Raw genomic sequence first — 17688 nt, forward strand, 5'->3', positions numbered from 1 at the left:
GTATGTTTACTGGAATCGTCGCCGCTGTCGGCACCATCACTTCCGTTGCACCGCTGGCCGGTGGCCTGGACGCCGGCGTGCGTCTTGCCATCGATGCCGGCCCAATGTCGCTGGCCGACGTGGGCCTGGGCGACTCGATCGCCATCAATGGCGCCTGCATGACCGTCACCGAAAAGAGCGCCACTGCGTTCACCGTCGACGTCTCGCGCGAAAGCCTGAACAAGACCGTGGGCCTGGACGCGCCCGGTGAAGTCAACCTCGAGAAAGCCCTGACGCTGGCCGAGCGCCTGGGCGGACACCTGGTGTCGGGCCACGTCGACGGCCTGGGCGTCGTGCACAGCTTCGAGCCGGTCGGCGAATCGCGCGAACTGATCATCGATGCGCCGCACGAGCTGGGCAAGTTCCTGGCCTATAAAGGTTCCATTGTCGTCAATGGCGTGTCGCTGACCGTCAACCGGGTGCACGACCTGGAAGAGGGCGGCCAGAAAGTCTGCCGCTTCTCGATCAACCTGATTCCGCACACGATCGAGGTCACCACGCTGCGCCACCTGGCGGCCGGCTCGCGCGTCAATCTCGAGATCGACCTGATCGCACGCTACGTCGAGCGCATGCTGGCAGCCACCACTGCCAGGTAATCGAGTACGCGACTCGAGGCCACCGGCTTGGTGAAGTGCGCGTCAAAGCCGGCGGCGCTCGAGCGCGCCAGATCGTCCTGCGCGCCCCAGCCGGACACGGCGACAATGGCGCAGCGCTCGAGACCGGCGATCTGGCGCAGGCGGCGTGCCACCTCGTGGCCCGACATGTCCGGCAGGCCGATATCCAGAAACGCCACGTCCGGCAAGCATTGCGCAGCCACTTGCAGTGCCTGCTGGCCGTCATGGGCAAGCGTGACGTCGTGGCCTTCCATCTCGAGCAGCATCGACAGCGTCACCGCGGCATCGACATTGTCGTCCGTGACGAGAATGCGCAGTCCCGGCGCAGCCGGCGTGGCCTGCACGGTGACCTCCTCAAGCGGTGCCGCAGCCGTTGCCCCGTCCAGCGCCAGCCTGACCACGAACGTGCTGCCCTTGCCGATGCCATCGCTGTAAGCGCTGACCGCGCCGTCGTGCAGGGCAATCAGCTGGCGTACCAGCGACAGGCCGATGCCCAGGCCGCCTTGCGCGTGTTGCCGGTTGCTGCCCACCTGGCTGAACATCTCGAACACCGATTCCAGCGACGCGGCCGGGATGCCGACGCCGTTGTCGGTCACGGTAATGACGGCGTCGGCGCCATCCTGGGTCACGTGCAGCGAAATCGCGCCGCCCGGGGGCGTGTACTTGGCCGCATTGGTCAGCAGGTTGCCGACCACCTGCGCGATGCGGGTGGCGTCGGCCTGTACCGGCAGCGGTGCAGCGTGCAGTTGCAGGTCGAGTGCGTGCTGCTTCTGTTCGATCAGCGGCAGGCTGGTCTCGACCGCGTCGGCCACGATCGCGTTGAGGTCGACGCGGGTTTTTCGGATCTCTACCTTGCCATTGGTGACGCGTGCGATGTCGAGCAGGTCGTCGATCAGGTGCGCCAGTTGCCGCACCTGGCGCTCCATCATCGCCCGGACATTGGCGGCGGCGTTGGCATCACCGGCACCGCTGGCCCCGCTGGCCCCAATACGCATCAGTTCCAGGCCCGTCAACAGCGGGGCCAGCGGATTGCGCAATTCATGCGCCAGCACGGCCAAAAATTCGCTCAGGTTGCGGTTCGCCCTGGCCACTTCGTCGAACAGGTCGCGCTGCCTTACCTCGGCCAGGCGCAGGGCGGCCTCGGTGCGTTTGAAGGCATCGATGTCGGTGACGATCGCCACGTGGCCGCGCATGACATCGTCGCGCCCCTTGAGCGGCACGGCGGCCACCTGCGTCCAGATCTCGACGCCATCGTCGCCCAGGTAACGCGCTTCGATGCCCGGCACGACGCGCTCGCCACGTGACGCGCGCGCACCCGCGAAATCATGCCGCTCGAGTGGCTTGCCGTCGGCATCGAACGCGGTCCAGCGCAGATAGCGCTCCTCGTCCAGCGACGGCAGCACGCCGGTGGGCAGGTAGCGGTGCATGGCCTGGTTTGACAGCAGCAGCTTGCCGTCCTGGCCGGCCACGGCCACGCCCACCGGCAGGGCGTCGAACATCGTCACGAGCGTGTCGCGTGTCTCGTGCAGAGCCTGTTCGGTTCGCTTGCGGTCGCTGATGTCGAGCACGTTACCGACAAACCCCAGGAAGTCGCCGTTCGCCGCAAAGCGCGGCTGTCCGGCCGCGATTACCCAGCGATACCCATCGACGACATGCCGCAGCCGATGCTCCATGCTGAATGGCACGCGGCGCGCATTGGCATCGATGACCGCGTGCAGCGCCGCGTCGCGCTCATCGGGATGCACCGCGGCCGTCCAGCCGAACGCCAGGCTCGTTCCCTTGTCCTGGGCCGTGAATTCGTGCCAGGCGCGTGACAGGAACGAGAGCTTGCCATCGGGCTCGGTGACCCACAGCATGGCCGGCGCGGCATCGGCCAGGTCCTGGAAGCGCGACTCGCTGCGCGCCAGCGCGCGTTCGGCCAGGCGGCGCTGCAGGATCGCGGCGGCCTGGTTCGCAGCCACGCCCAGCAGCAGGCGCTCGTGCTCGGACGGAAAGCCGGTGCGCCGCGCGCCGATGAGCACGACGCCAATCTCGCTGCCGATGCCGAAGCGGGCGCTGCCGAACTGCAGCGGCGCGTCGTCGTGCAGCGTGGCAGGACGCATGCCATGCAGATCGGCCGGCTGCAGGGCGGCGTCGAGCGCCGCGCGTGCGGCGGACAGCATGCTGCCCGTGGCGTCGCCCCGCAGGCGAATGATTTCCAGTGGCTCGATCTCACCCTTGCCCGGCAGGTGGATTGCGACCAGGTCCAGGTCGAGTGTGCTGAACAGAACGCCGGCCAGGCTGTCGATGACGCCTTCCGGCGGCAGGTCGCCCCAGACGGTTGGCAGGGTGGTCATGGCCACCAGGTCGCGCGTGGTCTTGCGCAGGCGGTCGATCTCGGCGCGGTACTCGTCGGGTGAATGCATGCCGGTGCGCCTGTCTAGCGCGCAGCGCTGGCCGGCGTGGCGCCTGCCAGGCGACGCGCGTCGAGTTCTTTGATCATCTCCGCCGGCGGGACGAAGAACGGATTTTCTTGCAGGATGCCGCCGATGATGACCATCGGGTGGGTGCGCAGGATATCGATCACGACGTCGGCGCTGAAATGCGTCAGGTCGTACGTGCACACGATCGGATGGTGGTAGTCGGGAAGTACCTGGTTCAGGCGCGCCTCGTATTCGACAATCTCGTAGCCCTCGGGGCGGGCGCCGGGCGACCAGGCCATGTCGGCGATATTGCGCGAAATTTTTCCGGGGGGTGCGTTGGCCGGCGCAATCAGCGCCAGCAGCGTGGCGATCATGCGCTGCTGGTCGAACCTGCCATCCTGCAGGTAGGTCTCGTCCCAGGTGTACACGGCAAGCTGTCCCTGCGCCTGGGCGGCGTCAAGGTCCACGCCCGCTTGCGCCAGCCGGGCCAGGTGCGCGGCGCGCTGCGCCGGGTTGACGATGTGGGTAGCCAGATCGCCGCGTTCGACGCCTTCCAGGATGAATGGCAGCAGCACGCGGTACTTTTCTTCATCTGTATGAAAAAAGGCGCAGGCATGGCAAGCGTGGGTGAGGGGCTTGCCGGCCAGGTGAACCGGGTTATCGGAAATGCGCATGGTCTTTCACCAGTAGAGCGCCGGTGGTGCCGGGCGCCGGCGTTGATCTGTACGTGGGCTGAGGCCTGCTGCCGCGCAGCGGGCAGGCACAGTATAGACGAAGCCCGCCGCCACCCGACCGGTGGGGCGGGCGGGCGTCAGGTGCCGGGCGTGGCCGGCACGTCCTGCTTGCCCGTGGCCGGCGCCTTGGCCACGTTTGCGGCCTTGGTTGCCAGCTCCGGATTGAGCACCACCTGCACGTAATTCTTCGTGTCGAAGTAACGCCGCGCCGCCGCCTGTACGTCCTGCGCCGTCAGCGCGCCGACCTGCTGCTCGACCTTCAGGATCGAGGCCGGATCGGTGCCTTCGGTCAGGCTCGATTGCAGGTTCGCCACCCAGTAGCCATTCTCGCGCAGCGAGCGGCGGTGGTTCTGGATCCAGCCGGATTTGACTTTCTCCAGCTCGGCAGCGTCAGGTCCGTTCTCTTGCAGACGCTTGATCTCGGCGAACGTCGCTGCCACGACCTTGTCGACGTTTTCCGGCCCGGTCGGCAGGTTGATGCCGATCGAGTAGTTCCCGTACGGGATCTTGCTGAGCGCGCCGCTGGCGCCGCCGCCGTAGATCATCGCCATCTTTTCGCGCAGCACCTCGATGATGCGCAGATTGGTGACCTCGATCAGCGCCGACAGGCGCAGCTGCTCGGCTTCGGAAAACTCGGCCGGGCCGGTGAAGTTGATCGAGATCGTGCTCTTCGGTTCAGTACCGCTGCGTACCTCGCGCTTGACCACGCCGGTCACCGGACGCAGGCCCACGTCGCGAAACGCCACCGGCACCGCAGGCGTCGGCAGCGTGCCCAGATAGCTCGTCAACAGCGGGCGGATCGACTTTTCGTCGAAGCTGCCGACCAGGATGAACGTCATGTCCTTTGCGCTCGAAAAGCGCTGGCGGAAGATGGCGATGCTGCGATCGAGGTCGATCTTGGCGTACTCGTCGGCCTCGAGCGAGCGTGGCGCACGCGGATGGTTGCCAAACAGCGCCGACACCACGGCGTCGCCGAAGCGCCGGCCTGGCTGGCCGCTGGCATTGCGCGCGATCTCGGCCTGCTTGTCGATATATGCGTGGAACAGGTCTTCGTCGCGGCGCACGCCGGCGAACTTCAGCCACAACAATTGCAGCATCGTTTCGATGTCGGTCGCGCCCGAGGCGCCAGCGATGACGTCGGTGTAGCTGCCCAGGCCCACGGTCACACCGGCCGCCTTGCCGGCCAGGATCTTGCGCATGTCGAGCGGCGTGAAATCCTTCACGCCCATGCTGGCCACGATCGCGTTGGAAAAGCGCGCATTCAGGATGTCCTGGTCGGGGAACAGGCTTTGCCCGCCGGGACGCGCCGCGCTCAGCACCACCTGGTCGTTCAGGAAATCGGTGGGTTTCAGGATCACCTTCACGCCGTTGGACAGCGTGAGGCGCGTCAGGCCCAGCGCCTTGTCGTGCTCTTCATGCGTGATCGTGCCGGGTTGCGCCGGACGCTCCATCAGGCGCGCTGCCAGCAGTTTTTCATCGTACGGCGCGACCGGCTGGCGCGCGGCGTCGGCCACTGCTGCCAGCAGTTGCGGGCCGGTGGGCGTATCGGATTTGGCCACGCCCGTGTACAGCACCAGCTTGCCCGAGTCTTGCGGGATCGTGCTGCGTGCGTACGCGTTCATCTCGGCCTGCGTAATGCCGGGCACCAGGTTCTGCACGTAACGGTATTCGGTCTCGATGCCGGGGATGGCTTCGTCCTGCAGGAAGTTGCGGATGTACTCGGCAGCATAGGTGCCCGAATCGCTCTTGGCGCGCTCGTTCCAGGCCTGCTCGTAGGTGCGCATCAGGTTTTTCTTGGCACGCTCGATTTCCTGCACGCCGAAGCCGTGCTGGCGCGCGCGTTCGTTTTCCTGGACCAGCGCTTCGATGGCCGGCTGTGCGCCGCGCGGACCGATGGCGGCCGACGCATTGTAGGCGCGGTAGCGCGGGGTCAGCTTGCCCAGCGAACTGCTGGCGCCCAGCCACGGCGCATCGGGCAATTGCGAGATTTCAGCCAGGCGCGCGCTGAGCATCGACGCGAACAGACCCTGGACCAGCTCTTCGCGGTAAGCGCGCACGGTGCCCAGGTCGCGCACCGGCTGCACCGGATAGCGGATCAGCACCGCATTGCCGTCGGCTTCGGGGTCGGTCACGACCAGCGCCTCGGTGTCGGCGCGCGCTGGAATCGCGGCGTACTCGCGCGGGCGCGGTGCGGCCGGATTCTTCAGGCGCGTGAAATGCTGCTTGACGAGCTTTTCGGCCTGCGCCGGATTGATGTCGCCGACGACGACAACCGCCATCAGGTCGGGCCGGTACCAATCCTTGTAGAAGCGCTTGAGCGTCTCGGGCTTGAAATTGCGCAGCACGTCTTCGCGGCCGATCGGCAGGCGCTCGGCGTAGCGCGAGCCGTTGAACAGGCGCGGATAGATCTGCTTGCCCATGCGGTCGGCCGCGCCTTTGCCCAGGCGCGCTTCTTCGAGGATGATGCCGCGCTCCTTGTCGATGGCATCTGGGTCAAAGCTCACGCCGTGGGCCCAGTCTTCCAGCACCTGGAAGGCCTTGGTGACATTTTGCGGTTTGTCGGTCGGGATCGGCAGGATATACACGGTTTCGTCGAACGACGTGTAGGCATTCAGGTCGGCGCCAAAGCCCACGCCGATCGATTGCAGGTACGACACCAGCTCATGCTTGCGGAAGTTGGTGGAGCCATTGAACGCCATGTGCTCGACGAAGTGCGCCAGGCCGCGCTGGTCGTCGTCTTCGAGGATCGAGCCGGCCTTGACGACCAGGCGCAGTTCGAGCTTGCGTTCGGGGCGCGCATTGCGCTGGATGTAGTAGGTCAAACCATTGGCCAGCTTGCCGACCTTGACTTGCGGGCCAACCGGGATCACGGCGTCGAGCTGCAGCGCATCCATTTTCGAGACGGCTGCCGTTGGCGCACTGACCTGCGGCGCACTGTGCGCCAGCGAGGACACGCACACCACCACGGCCAGCCAGGCGCCGCGTACAAATTTGTTGCTCATTGGGTGTTCCCGGTGACTTGATCCGTGCATTTTACAGCGCGCCCATCCGTGCACGGCTGGGCTTAAGGCTGCGCTAACGAACGCCGCACCAGAGGATGCGGCGCCACGGGAGCAGTTACAGCTTCACGCCGCCCAGTGCCAGCAAGCCGGCCATCTCTGCCGCCGGGATGGGCCGCCCATACAGATACCCCTGCATCACGTCGCAGCCAAGCGAACCGAGAAAATCGCTCTGGCCGATCGTCTCGACGCCTTCGGCCACCACGGCCAGGGACAGGCCCTTGGCCAGCGCGATGGTGGCCTGGGCGATCGCGGCGCTGCGCTGTTCGCTGGTGATATTGCGCACGAAGGTCTGGTCGATCTTGAGCTTGTCGAGCGGGAAGCGCGACAGGTAGCCCAGCGACGAGTAGCCGGTGCCGAAGTCGTCGAGCGAGAGCGACACGCCCAGCTCGCGCAGTTCGGCCATCTGGGCTTCGGCCGCGCTGCTGTCGCCCAGCATCACGCTCTCGGTCAGTTCGACTTCGAGCCAGCGCGGCGCCAGACCGCTGTCACGCAGCGCGCTGCGCACCACCGCGACGACGGCGCCGGCCTTGAACTGGTGGGCCGACACATTGACTGCCACGCGTACCGGCGCCAGGCCCGCATCCTGCCAGGCCTTGTTCTGGAAGCACGCCTGGCGCACGACCCATTCGCCGATCGGGTGGATCAGGCCCGTGTCTTCGGCCAGCGGGATGAAGTCGGCCGGCGAGACATTGCCGATTTCGGTGCTGTGCCAGCGCAGCAGGGCTTCCATGCCGACCAGCGTGCCATCCAGGCGCGAGACCTGCGGCTGGTAGTGCAGCGCCAGCTCGTTGCGTTCGATCGCGCGCCGCAGGCGCGTCTCGAGCGCCAGCCAGCGCAGCGCCTCGGCGTTCATCTCGCCCTTGAAGAAGCGAAAGCCATTGCGCCCCGATTCCTTGACGTGCGTGAGCGCCGCATCGGCCGCCTTGAGCAGGTCGCCCGGCGCGTCGCCATCGCGCGGATAAATGCTGATGCCCACACTGCCGGTGACCACCAGATCATGGCCACCCACGCCATGCGGCTCGGCGACGGCATCGATCAGCTTCTGGGCGCAATAAATAACGTCGTCGGTGTCGTCGAAGTCGGTCATCAAGAGGACGAATTCATCGCCCGACAGGCGCGCCACCGTATCGGTCGGACCGGCCAGCACGCTGACGCGGCGCGCGACTTCGCGCAGCACGGTGTCGCCGGCCGCGTGCCCGAGGCTGTCGTTGATGCGCGAGAGCCGGTCGACGTTAAACAGCAGCACCGCGACCTGGCTGGCATCCTGGCGCGCTGCGGCCAGTGCCTGGCCCACGCGGTCGTTGAACAGCGAGCGGTTCGGCAACTGCGTCAGCGCGTCGTGGTTGGACAGGAAATCGAGCTGGTGGTGGGCCGCCTTCAGCGCCGACAGGTCGGTGGAAACCGACACATACGCCGTCAGGTTGCCGGCATCGTCGCGCACCGCGCTGATGCTCATGCTGGCCGGGTAGATCTCGCCATTCTTGCGCCGGTTCCAGATTTCGCCGCGCCACTGGCCGTCTTTTTCGAGGCAGGTCCACATACTGGCGTAGAACGTGGCGTCGTGCCGGCCCGAACGCATGAAGCGCGGGTTGGTCCCCATGACATCGGCTTCGACGTAGCCGGTGATGGTTTCGAAGGCCGGATTGGCGGCGACGATATTGGCATCGGCATCGGTCATCAGGATCGCTTCCTGCGTGCTGTCGAACACCTGGCGCGCCAGTTCCAGCCGGTGTTCGCTGTCGCGCAGGGCGGCGTCGGCATCGGCGCGCGCGATGGCCTCGAGCTGCAGCTGCGCCGCGTGGTGCTGCACCACTTCGTACAGGTTCAGGTTCTCGTAGGCGACCGCCAGTTGCGCAGCCAGCGCCGTGGCCCAGCGTTCTTCTTCATCCGAAAACGGCGCGGCGCCGTCGGCGCGCGTGCAATACAGCCAGCCGAGCGGATGCTGCAGGTCGTGGACCTGCAGGCCCAGCAAATGCAGAACGCGCGGATGGCCGGCGGGCAGCGTGGCCAGCAGCGCATCGTCTGCGTCCAGGCGCAGCGGCGCTCGGGCGCGCAGCAGCACGCCGGGCAGGTCGTGTTCGTCCAGTGCCGATGGCAGCAGCAGCGCGGCGTCGACGCCATACGTGCCCAGGTGGCGCACGGTGCTTTCGGAGCTGCCCAGCAGGCACAGCGCGACGCAGTCGGCGTCGAGCACGCGGCGCACGGCGTCGACGAATGCGGCGGCCAGCGCCTCGACCCGGCGTTCGCCGACGAGCATCATGCACATGCGTTCGAGTTCGCCCAGGCGCGCGCCCAGGTCGAACGGCAACGCGCGTTCGTCTTCTTGCGCAGCGCCGTCGCCGAGGTCGGGGCCGGGCGCCGGTGCGCCGCCGGCCACGCCCAGTTCGGCCTCGACGGCTTCGAGGATCCGGTGCGGGTCGGCCGGCTTGCCCAGTACCGTGGTCACGCCGCACCTGGCCGCCATCGCCAGCGTCTCGCGCTCGGAGTAGACGGCCGAGAAGAAGATGACGCGCGTGTGCTGCAGCGCCGCTTCGGCGCGCAGCTGCTGGACGAACTCATAGCCGTCCATCGTTGGCATCAGGATGTCGGTGATGATCAGGTCGGGCCGTTCGGCGCGCGTAATGGCCAGCGCGCAGACGCCGTTTTCGGCTTCGAGGATGCGGTACCCGGACAGGCCGAGCAGGGCACTCAGATAACTGCGGTTGCTGGGCCGGTCATCGACGATCAGGATGGTCGCCATCAGTCGCGCCTGCCGCTGTCGTTCGCGCGCTGGGAATGATCGGGATGAACAATCGGCATGGCAACTCCGTCGCAAAGACCGCCGCTGTGGATGGGTAAATACGGCAATAATATGTTAATCATAATCCAGTTGGTTGCAGTCGTGCCACGGGCTTGCCACGCGAATGGACTAGCTTAACAATTAACCGACAAGAGGTCACGTGTGGTTGTCTATTGGCAACGCATGGTTGACGACAGGGGCGCGCCGTGCTGGCAATTTGGCCCTCCGGCGATCGGGAATGCCGTTGGGCGCCGGTAAATCCTTTAAAATAGCGGATTACGCAAAACCCCTGTTTCAAGGAATCTGTATGTCCATTTCCAGCACCGAGGAAATCGTCGCCGAACTGCGCGCTGGCCGCATGGTTATCCTGGTCGACGAAGAAGATCGCGAAAACGAAGGCGACCTCGTGCTTGCAGCCGATTTCGTCACCCCCGAAGCGATCAATTTCATGATCCGGCACGCCCGTGGCCTGGTCTGCCTGACCCTGACCGAAGAACGCTGCGACGAGTTGGCCCTGCCGATGATGACGTCGAAAAACGGCACCTCGTTCGGCACCAATTTCACGGTCTCGATCGAAGCGGCCGAGGGCGTGACCACCGGTATCTCGGCGGCCGACCGCGCGCGCACCATCCAGGTGGCCGTCAACAAGGGCACCGTGCCGGACGATCTGGTCCAGCCGGGTCACATCTTCCCGCTGCGCGCCCAGAAGGGCGGCGTCCTGATGCGTGCCGGTCATACCGAAGCCGGTTGCGACCTGACCCAGATGGCCGGCCTGTCGCCCGCTTCGGTGATCTGCGAGATCATCAAGGAAGACGGCACCATGGCGCGCCTGCCCGACCTGATCGAGTTCGCCAAAGAGCACGAGCTCAAGATCGGCACCATCGCTGACCTGATCCATTACCGCAGCCAGAACGAATGCCTGGTCGAGCGCATTGCCGAACGCGCGCTGTCGACCGAGGCGGGCGAGTTCAAGCTGGTGGCGTTTCGCGACGCGCCGAGCGGCTCAGCCCACTTGGCACTCGTGCACGGCGAGCTGTCGCCAGAAAAAGAAGCACTCGTGCGCGTGCACCAGCCGGTGTCGATCCTCGACCTGCTGGAAAATCGCGCCACCACCCACTCGTGGGACATGGCCTCGGCGATGCGCACCATCAAGGCCAGCGACGCCGGCGTGATCGTGCTGCTCAATTGCGGCGAGACGGCTGAACAGTTATTTGCGCAACTGGCACCGCAGGACGCCAAGGGCAGCCGCGCCGGCGCCCGCGCCGCGTCGATGGATCTGCGCACCTACGGCATCGGCGCCCAGATCCTGCGCGCGCTGGGCGTGGGCAAGATGCAGCTGCTGGCCAATCCGCGCAAGATGCCGTCGATGACCGGGTTCGACCTGGAAGTGACCGGCTACGTGCCGCGTCCCGACGCCTCAACCATCCAATCCAACTAATACAAGAGGTCAGTCATGACGGTAGGAACTTTTGAAAGCAATATGCAGGGCGAAGACCTGCGCATCGGTATCGTGCAGGCCCGTTTCAACGAGACCGTGGGCAACGGCCTGCTGTCGTCGTGCCTGGCTGAACTGAAGCGCCTGGGCGTGGCCGACGAAGACATCCTGCACGTGACCGTGCCGGGTGCGCTCGAAGTGCCACTGGCGCTGCAGCGCATGGCAGTCACTGAGCAGTTCGACGCGCTGATCGCGCTGGGCGCGGTCATCCGTGGTGAAACCTATCACTTCGAGCTGGTGTCGAACGAATCGGGCGCGGGCATCACCCGCATCGGCCTCGATTACGGCATCCCGGTCGCCAACGCGATCCTGACCACCGAGAACGATGCACAGGCAGAAGTGCGCATGGCCGAAAAAGGCGCCGACGCCGCACGTGTCGCCGTCGAAATGGCCAACCTCCTGATGGCGCTGGACGAGCTGGTGCCAGAGGACGAATAACAATAAAGGCAAGAGAACAATGACTGACAAGAATATGCACGCCAACCCGAGCAAGAACCGCACGCCGCGCCACCGCGCGCGCGAGTTCGCGCTGCAGGGTCTGTACCAATGGCTGCTGAACAATGAGCCGGCGCGCATCGTCGCGGCCAATATCCGCAGCGCCCACGGTTTCGACAAGGCCGACAGCGATTTCTTTTCGGCGCTGCTCAATGGCGCGATCAGCACCTCGGTCGAGCTGCGCGAGTCGATCGCCCCGCTGATCGACCGTTCGATCGCCGAGCTGTCGCCGATCGAGCACGCGGTGCTGCTGCTGGGCGCGTACGAGCTGAAGAACCATCCCGAAGTGCCGTACCGCGTCGTAATCAACGAAGCGGTCGAGCTGACCAAGTCGTTTGGCGGTATCGACGGCCACAAGTATGTCAACGGCGTGCTGGACAAGCTGGCCCAGCGCCTGCGTCCAGATGAAGCGGCGGGCGATCAGCGCCGCTGATCGTGCAGGTTGCGCAATTAAAAAAGCCACCGTGCGCGAGCCGGTGGCTTTTTTGTTGGTCGTTGCCCGCGTAACCGGCGTAAAAAAACCACCGCCGAGGCGGTGGTTTTCAGATGCGCCGTCGATTTACAGACCGGCCAATGCGTCCGAGGCAACCACCGGTGCGGTAGCAGCAGTGGTTGCTTCCGGCACTGGCTTGGCATCCGGCTTGACGCTGTCGGCGTCCGGCTGCTTGCTGACAACGACTGGCGCCGATGTCCGTACCGGCGTATTGCGTTTCATTGCCGGCACGTTCTGGCCTTTCGCCACCTGGTTCAGCAGGCGATACTCGTTGATGACCTTCGCGCCGTAACCCTGATCGCTGTCCATGTCGGCTGCGCCCACATAGGTCTTCAGGCCGCCTTCGACCGAACCGGTGCGCTTGACGTAGTCTTTCAGGATCAAGGCACCGACACGGATATTGGCCACGGGATTGAGGGCTGCCTGCTGGCCGCCGACCTTCTCGAACTTGTCATGGTGGACCTTGGCCATCACCTGCATCAGGCCCTTGGCGCCCATCGCGCTTTCGGCAAACGGGTTCAGGCCCGATTCGATCGCCATCACCGCCAGAATCAGCAGCGGATCGAGTTTCAGGTCATGCGCCGTCAGGTACGCGGTCGAGACCAGCATATTGGCAGCGTCGCTGGCGACGCGGTAACGCTTCGACAGCCACTTGGTCACGTACTGCTGCTGCTTGCTGTTGCCAAGCGTGGCGGTTGACGTGCCCATGTGGGTCGTTTCAACGGCGACTGTCTGGGCCGTGGCCTGCATTGCCGGCACGACGGTGGCAACGGGTGCTACCGACATGCTGGCAGCGACGACCGGTTGCGGATGCAGCATCTCGGAGACGCGCTTGGCAACGCTGTCGTTGGAGTAGATCAGGGCCATCAAGGCCACTGCGCTGAGACCGAATACGGTCAGGGTAGAACGCGCAGTCTGGACAACACTGCGTGCCGTTTTGGTCACGGAGGACACCGTGATGGGCTGGCTGGCCCTGGAATGCATGAACTTTGCGCTCATGATAAAACGATGAAACATCGAATTTCCCCTTGTCGCGGCAAAAAGAAGCCCGTCGTCGCGCCAAAGGCGATACGTGGGGGTGCTTTGGACCGTGCATCAGAAAATCGTTTGTCGCCGCGACGCGGCCGACTAACGCCGTCATTGCCTTGCTACAGCTGGCTGCCGTCCAACATGGGGACTGGTGCCAGTGGCTCAACAACTGTCTCGGGGGGGTGGGCAGACGCCCGTTGAAAACACTCCTACAATGTCATGTGGGGCCCCGACCCCGTGAATGCATGAGAACAGCTAAAATTGTGTCAAAAAAGGTATCGCCGTCTCATCAAGTAGGACGGATTGTATGGGCGAGCTTATATCAAGTCAACCCTAGCACGACTGTTCTATATTACTTCCAGTTATTAAGGCGGTACTGATGAGCGTGAAACACTTGTCGAATCAATCACTTGGCGGCGTCGCTTCACTAATGTTCTGCAACCGAAGAAAAGCTTAAAACTTGATGAAATATACAGATTTGCGTGATTTTATGGCCCAGTTGGAGCGCATGGGTGAACTCAAACGTGTCGATTTTCCTGTCTCGACGCATCTTGAAATGACCGAAGTGTGCGACCGCACGTTGCGCGCCGAGGGTCCTGCGCTGCTGTTTTCCAAGCCGACCGGGCACACGATCCCGGTGCTGGCCAATCTGTTCGGTACGCCAAAACGCGTGGCGCTGGGGATGGGCGCGAGCGATGTGAGCGAGCTGCGCCGCATTGGCCACGTGCTGGCGCGCCTGAAAGAACCCGAGCCGCCGAAGGGCTTCGCCGACATCATGGGCATGGGCTCGCTCGTCAAGGCGGTCTGGGACATGGCGCCGAAAGAGGTCAAGGGCGCGTCCTGCCAGGAAATCGTCTGGGAAGGGCAGGACGTCGATCTGGCCCGTCTGCCGATCCAGCATTGCTGGCCCGGCGACGTGGCACCGTTGATCACCTGGGGCCTGGTCATTACCAAGGGGCCGAACAAGAAGCGCCAGAACCTGGGCATCTACCGCCAGCAGGTGCTGAGCCGGAACAAGGTCATCATGCGCTGGCTGGCGCACCGCGGCGGCGCGCTCGACTTCCGCGAGCACGCGCTGTCCAATCCGGCCAAGCCGTATCCGATCGCGGTGGCGCTGGGTGCCGATCCGGCCACCATTCTGGGCGCGGTGACGCCGGTGCCCGATTCGCTGTCCGAATACCAGTTTGCCGGCCTGCTGCGCGGCAGCCGCACGACGCTGACGAAAGCGATCGGCAGCGAACTGCGCGTGCCAGCGTCCGCCGAAATCGTGCTGGAAGGCCATATCTATCCGGATGCGAATCACCCGACCGGGTTCGAGCATGCGCTTGAGGGGCCGTATGGTGACCACACCGGCTACTATAATGAGCAGGACAGTTTCCCTGTGTTTACGATTGACCGCATCACGATGCGGCGCGACCCGATCTACCACTCCACTTATACCGGCAAACCGCCGGACGAGCCGGCCGTGCTGGGCGTGGCGCTCAATGAAGTGTTCATTCCGTTGCTGCAGAAACAGTTCACCGAGATTACCGACTTCTATCTGCCACCGGAAGGTTGCAGCTACCGCATGGCAGTCGTGCAGATGAAGAAGCAGTACGCGGGTCACGCCAAGCGCGTGATGTTCGGGGTCTGGAGTTTCCTGCGCCAGTTCATGTATACCAAGTTCATCGTGGTGGTGGACGAGGACGTCAATGTGCGTGACTGGAAAGAAGTGATCTGGGCGATCACGACGCGCGTCGATCCGACCCGCGACACGGTCCTGGTCGACAATACGCCCATCGATTATCTGGACTTCGCGTCGCCGATCAGTGGCCTGGGCAGCAAGATGGGCATCGACGCGACCAATAAATGGCCGGGCGAGACCAACCGCGAATGGGGCACGCCGATCGTGATGGCGCCCGATGTCAAGGCGCGCGTGGATGCGATCTGGCAAGAGCTGGGGATCTGATGAGCAAGGCCGGCCATTGATGTTGCCGGCCATTTCCCCAAACGGCGTGCGTGGGGTATAATTCGCGCTGGCGGGCCCCTGCGCATTGCGGCATGGTTTACCTGGTCAGGTCGGGAACGAAGCAGCCAAAGCCGTTCACCGCAAGTGCCGCAGATCAGGCTCGCCTCTTTCGTTCTTCCTCGCGTGATGACGCTTCATTACGCGTCTGTATTGTCTGTTCGTCCCCCTTTTGAATCATGTTTGCCGGCGCGGCTTGCCCACGTCTGTCGTCAGCGCGGCGTGCTGGCGTATCTGCCGACGCATCTGCCGAATGTCCGCGGCGGGCGTCATCTGCGGTAAAATCGTGGCATGTCCTATCAAGTCCTCGCCCGCAAATACCGTCCCAAGAATTTCGATACGCTGGTTGGCCAGGAGCACGTCGTCCGTGCACTGAGCCACGCCCTGCGCACCGGGCGGCTGCACCACGCCTATCTGTTCACGGGCACGCGCGGGGTCGGCAAGACCACGCTGTCGCGCATCCTGGCCAAGTCGCTCAATTGCATTGGCCCGGACGGGCAGGGCGGCATCACCGAGCAACCCTGCGGCGTCTGTGAAGCCTGCGTCGCCATCGATGCCGGCCGCTTCGTTGACTACATCGAGATGGATGCGGCGTCCAACCGCGGCGTCGACGAGATGGCGCAGCTGCTCGAACAGGCGGTCTACGCACCAAGCAATGCGCGCTTCAAGGTCTACATGATCGATGAGGTGCACATGCTGACAAACCACGCGTTCAATTCGATGCTCAAAACGCTCGAAGAACCGCCGCCGCACGTCAAGTTCATCCTCGCCACCACCGATCCGCAAAAGATCCCGGTGACGGTGCTGTCGCGCTGCCTGCAGTTCAACCTCAAGCAGATGCCGCCGGGGCATATCGTCGGCCACCTCGAAGACATCCTGGGTCAAGAAGGCGTCACGTTCGAGCAACCGGCACTGCGCCTGCTGGCGCAAGGCGCGCACGGCTCGATGCGCGATGCGTTGTCGCTGACCGATCAGGCCATCGCGTACGCCGCCGGTCAGGTCACACTCGAAGCGGTGCAGGGCATGCTCGGCGCACTCGACCAGTCGTACCTGGTGCGCCTGCTCGATGCACTTGCTGCGCAGGACGGCGCCGACCTGATGGCGGTGGCCGATGAAATGGCCAGCCGCAGTCTGTCGTACAACGGCGCGCTGCAAGACCTGGGCACGCTGCTGCACCGCGTTGCGCTGGCGCAGTCGGTGCCGGGCGCGGTGCCGCAGGACTTGCCCGAGCTGGCCGACATCATGCGCCTGGCCGGCCTGTTCGAGCCGCAAGAAGTGCAGCTGTATTACCAGATCGCCGTGCATGGCCGTAACGAGATCGGCCTGGCGCCGGACGAATACGCGGGCTTCACGATGACGCTCTTGCGCATGCTCGCATTCCGTCCCGGTCAGGGCGGCGCCGAGGTCCAGGCCCCGCCTGCCGCCGCACCGATCAACGTGCCCGGCGCACGCGCCGCCGCGGCCGCTGCCGCAAGCCATGCAGCAGTGACGCCGCGGGCGGGTGCACCGGCTAATGCACCGGCCAGCGCACCAGTTGCCGCTACGCCGCCGGCACCGGCACCGGCACCACGTCCGGCGCCGCCACCGCCGCCGATGCCTGCAGCACCTACCGGTGCCTCGGCACCTGGCGCGCCGCCAATGACGTCGGCGCGGGCCGCGATCAATGCGGCGCTGGAAGCTGCGCGCGCCGGTTCCGGCATGCGCTCGGGTGGCAACAAGCGTCCCGAGTCCGCTCCTGCTCCTGCTTCTGCTCCCGCCACCGATCTTGCACCGCCGCCGCAGCAGCCACCGCGGCCTGCTGCACCGGGGCCGGGTGCCACCATGCATGCGGCGCCAGCGGCGCCGCAAAGCCGGGCCGCGCCGCCATGGGATGGTGGCGGCCAGCAGTCCGTCGCCCAGTCCAGCGCCCCGGCGCAGGCGCAAGCGATCGCGCCGCCGCAGCCGGCGATGCGCGCCCAGCAGCCGCCCGATGACGATGTGCCGTCCTGGGTCACCGAGTTTTCGGACGACACGGCCGTGGCCACCGTCACCACCGAGGCCGCGCCGGCCGTCGCAGTAGCGCCGGCCCCGGCCGCGGCTGTGCGTGCGCCACGCGTGGCGCCGCACGCCTACGTCGTCACGCCGGTCCCCGAGATCGACTGGGACGGCAACTGGCCGGCGCTGGCCGGCAGTCTGCCGCTGCGCGGCGTGGCCCAGCAACTGGCGCTGCAGACCGAGCTGGTTGCGTGCGAAGCGCGCGACAACGCGGTGATGTTCCGCCTGCGCGTTCCGGTCGACACGCTGCGCGCCAGCGGCAACAGCGAAAAGCTGGCGGCCGCGCTGCAAGAGCATTTTCCGAACCTGCGCGTGAGCGTGGAGTCCGACATCGGCCCGGTGTGGTACACCGCCGGCGCCGAACAGAAAGCGGCGCGCGAGGCGCGCCAGCGCGAGGCCGAGGCCCTGGTCGCGGCCGACCCGTTCGTGCAGGAACTCGAGCAACGCTTCGATGCGTTCGTCGTGCCCGGCTCGGTCAAGATCGCCTGATCCAATCAATACAGACAA

The 17688-nt window shown here is 65.2% G+C and carries 11 protein-coding genes and 1 other RNA gene; 7 read left to right on the forward strand and 5 right to left on the reverse strand.

The window, feature by feature from the left end:
* Window positions 1-2: 2 nt before the first annotated feature.
* The gene (locus tag AC56LY_RS04390; protein WP_499576876.1) at window positions 3-635 is read left to right on the forward strand and encodes a riboflavin synthase; all 633 of its coding nucleotides are present in this window, start codon (window positions 3-5) and stop codon (window positions 633-635) included.
* On the opposite strand, the gene AC56LY_RS04395 is transcribed toward AC56LY_RS04390, so the two are convergent.
* From AC56LY_RS04395 to AC56LY_RS04410, 4 genes are all read right to left on the reverse strand, one after another.
* Window positions 596-3058: a hybrid sensor histidine kinase/response regulator gene (locus AC56LY_RS04395; RefSeq protein ID WP_499576878.1), complete on the reverse strand. Its 2463-nt coding sequence runs from the start codon at window positions 3056-3058 to the stop codon at window positions 596-598. The genes AC56LY_RS04390 and AC56LY_RS04395 overlap by 40 nt on opposite strands.
* A gap of 14 nt (window positions 3059-3072) precedes the next feature.
* Window positions 3073-3729, reverse strand: coding sequence for an MEDS domain-containing protein (locus AC56LY_RS04400; protein ID WP_499576880.1), 657 nt, complete (start codon window positions 3727-3729; stop codon window positions 3073-3075).
* Between the two features lie 137 nt (window positions 3730-3866).
* Complete coding sequence (locus AC56LY_RS04405; protein ID WP_499576881.1) at window positions 3867-6791, reverse strand: M16 family metallopeptidase; 2925 nt, start codon at window positions 6789-6791, stop codon at window positions 3867-3869.
* A gap of 115 nt (window positions 6792-6906) precedes the next feature.
* Window positions 6907-9591 (reverse strand): two-component system response regulator, encoded by a 2685-nt coding sequence (locus tag AC56LY_RS04410; protein ID WP_499576883.1) that lies wholly within the window; start codon window positions 9589-9591, stop codon window positions 6907-6909.
* A 346-nt stretch (window positions 9592-9937) separates the two neighbouring features.
* On the opposite strand from AC56LY_RS04410, the gene ribBA reads away from it, so the two are divergent.
* Genes ribBA through nusB form a run of 3 tightly spaced genes read left to right on the forward strand, consistent with a single transcriptional unit; the run spans window position 9938 to window position 12053 of the window.
* Entirely contained in the window at window positions 9938-11068 is a 1131-nt protein-coding gene (ribBA, locus tag AC56LY_RS04415; protein ID WP_499576884.1) for a bifunctional 3,4-dihydroxy-2-butanone-4-phosphate synthase/GTP cyclohydrolase II, read from the forward strand.
* A gap of 15 nt (window positions 11069-11083) precedes the next feature.
* On the forward strand, window positions 11084-11563 hold the full coding sequence (ribH, locus tag AC56LY_RS04420) for a 6,7-dimethyl-8-ribityllumazine synthase (protein WP_183550546.1): 480 nt from the start codon (window positions 11084-11086) through the stop codon (window positions 11561-11563).
* Between the two features lie 19 nt (window positions 11564-11582).
* Window positions 11583-12053 carry a transcription antitermination factor NusB gene (gene nusB / locus AC56LY_RS04425; protein ID WP_332529834.1) on the forward strand — a complete coding sequence of 157 codons (471 nt, stop codon included), beginning with the start codon at window positions 11583-11585 and terminating at the stop codon, window positions 12051-12053.
* 126 nt (window positions 12054-12179) lie between these two features.
* Here nusB and AC56LY_RS04430 read toward each other — a convergent pair whose 3' ends face one another.
* Window positions 12180-13058, reverse strand: coding sequence for a transglycosylase SLT domain-containing protein (locus AC56LY_RS04430; protein WP_499576886.1), 879 nt, complete (start codon window positions 13056-13058; stop codon window positions 12180-12182).
* Between the two features lie 547 nt (window positions 13059-13605).
* Here AC56LY_RS04430 and ubiD point away from each other — a divergent pair.
* The 3 genes from ubiD to AC56LY_RS04445 all read left to right on the forward strand — a co-directional run bounded on the left by ubiD (window position 13606) and on the right by AC56LY_RS04445 (window position 17670).
* The gene (gene ubiD / locus AC56LY_RS04435) at window positions 13606-15090 is read left to right on the forward strand and encodes a 4-hydroxy-3-polyprenylbenzoate decarboxylase (protein WP_499576887.1); all 1485 of its coding nucleotides are present in this window, start codon (window positions 13606-13608) and stop codon (window positions 15088-15090) included.
* Between the two features lie 69 nt (window positions 15091-15159).
* Window positions 15160-15258, forward strand: an RNA gene (ffs, locus tag AC56LY_RS04440) — signal recognition particle sRNA small type.
* 180 nt (window positions 15259-15438) lie between these two features.
* Window positions 15439-17670 (forward strand): DNA polymerase III subunit gamma/tau, encoded by a 2232-nt coding sequence (locus AC56LY_RS04445; RefSeq protein WP_499576890.1) that lies wholly within the window; start codon window positions 15439-15441, stop codon window positions 17668-17670.
* Window positions 17671-17688 lie beyond the last annotated feature (18 nt).

This window comes from Telluria sp. ZT3P25, from assembly GCF_059685895.1.

What these genes read in the sequence shown, in the direction of transcription:
- nusB (WP_332529834.1), top strand. Translation starts at nt 11,583, where the DNA reads ATGACTGACAAGAATATGCACGCCAACCCGAGCAAGAACCGCACGCCG.
- ribH (WP_183550546.1), top strand. Translation starts at nt 11,084, where the DNA reads ATGACGGTAGGAACTTTTGAAAGCAATATGCAGGGCGAAGACCTGCGC.
- AC56LY_RS04405 (WP_499576881.1), bottom strand. Translation starts at nt 6,791, where the DNA reads ATGAGCAACAAATTTGTACGCGGCGCCTGGCTGGCCGTGGTGGTGTGC.
- ubiD (WP_499576887.1), top strand. Translation starts at nt 13,606, where the DNA reads ATGAAATATACAGATTTGCGTGATTTTATGGCCCAGTTGGAGCGCATG.
- AC56LY_RS04390 (WP_499576876.1), top strand. Translation starts at nt 3, where the DNA reads ATGTTTACTGGAATCGTCGCCGCTGTCGGCACCATCACTTCCGTTGCA.
- AC56LY_RS04410 (WP_499576883.1), bottom strand. Translation starts at nt 9,591, where the DNA reads ATGGCGACCATCCTGATCGTCGATGACCGGCCCAGCAACCGCAGTTAT.
- ribBA (WP_499576884.1), top strand. Translation starts at nt 9,938, where the DNA reads ATGTCCATTTCCAGCACCGAGGAAATCGTCGCCGAACTGCGCGCTGGC.
- AC56LY_RS04445 (WP_499576890.1), top strand. Translation starts at nt 15,439, where the DNA reads ATGTCCTATCAAGTCCTCGCCCGCAAATACCGTCCCAAGAATTTCGAT.
- AC56LY_RS04400 (WP_499576880.1), bottom strand. Translation starts at nt 3,729, where the DNA reads ATGCGCATTTCCGATAACCCGGTTCACCTGGCCGGCAAGCCCCTCACC.
- AC56LY_RS04395 (WP_499576878.1), bottom strand. Translation starts at nt 3,058, where the DNA reads ATGCATTCACCCGACGAGTACCGCGCCGAGATCGACCGCCTGCGCAAG.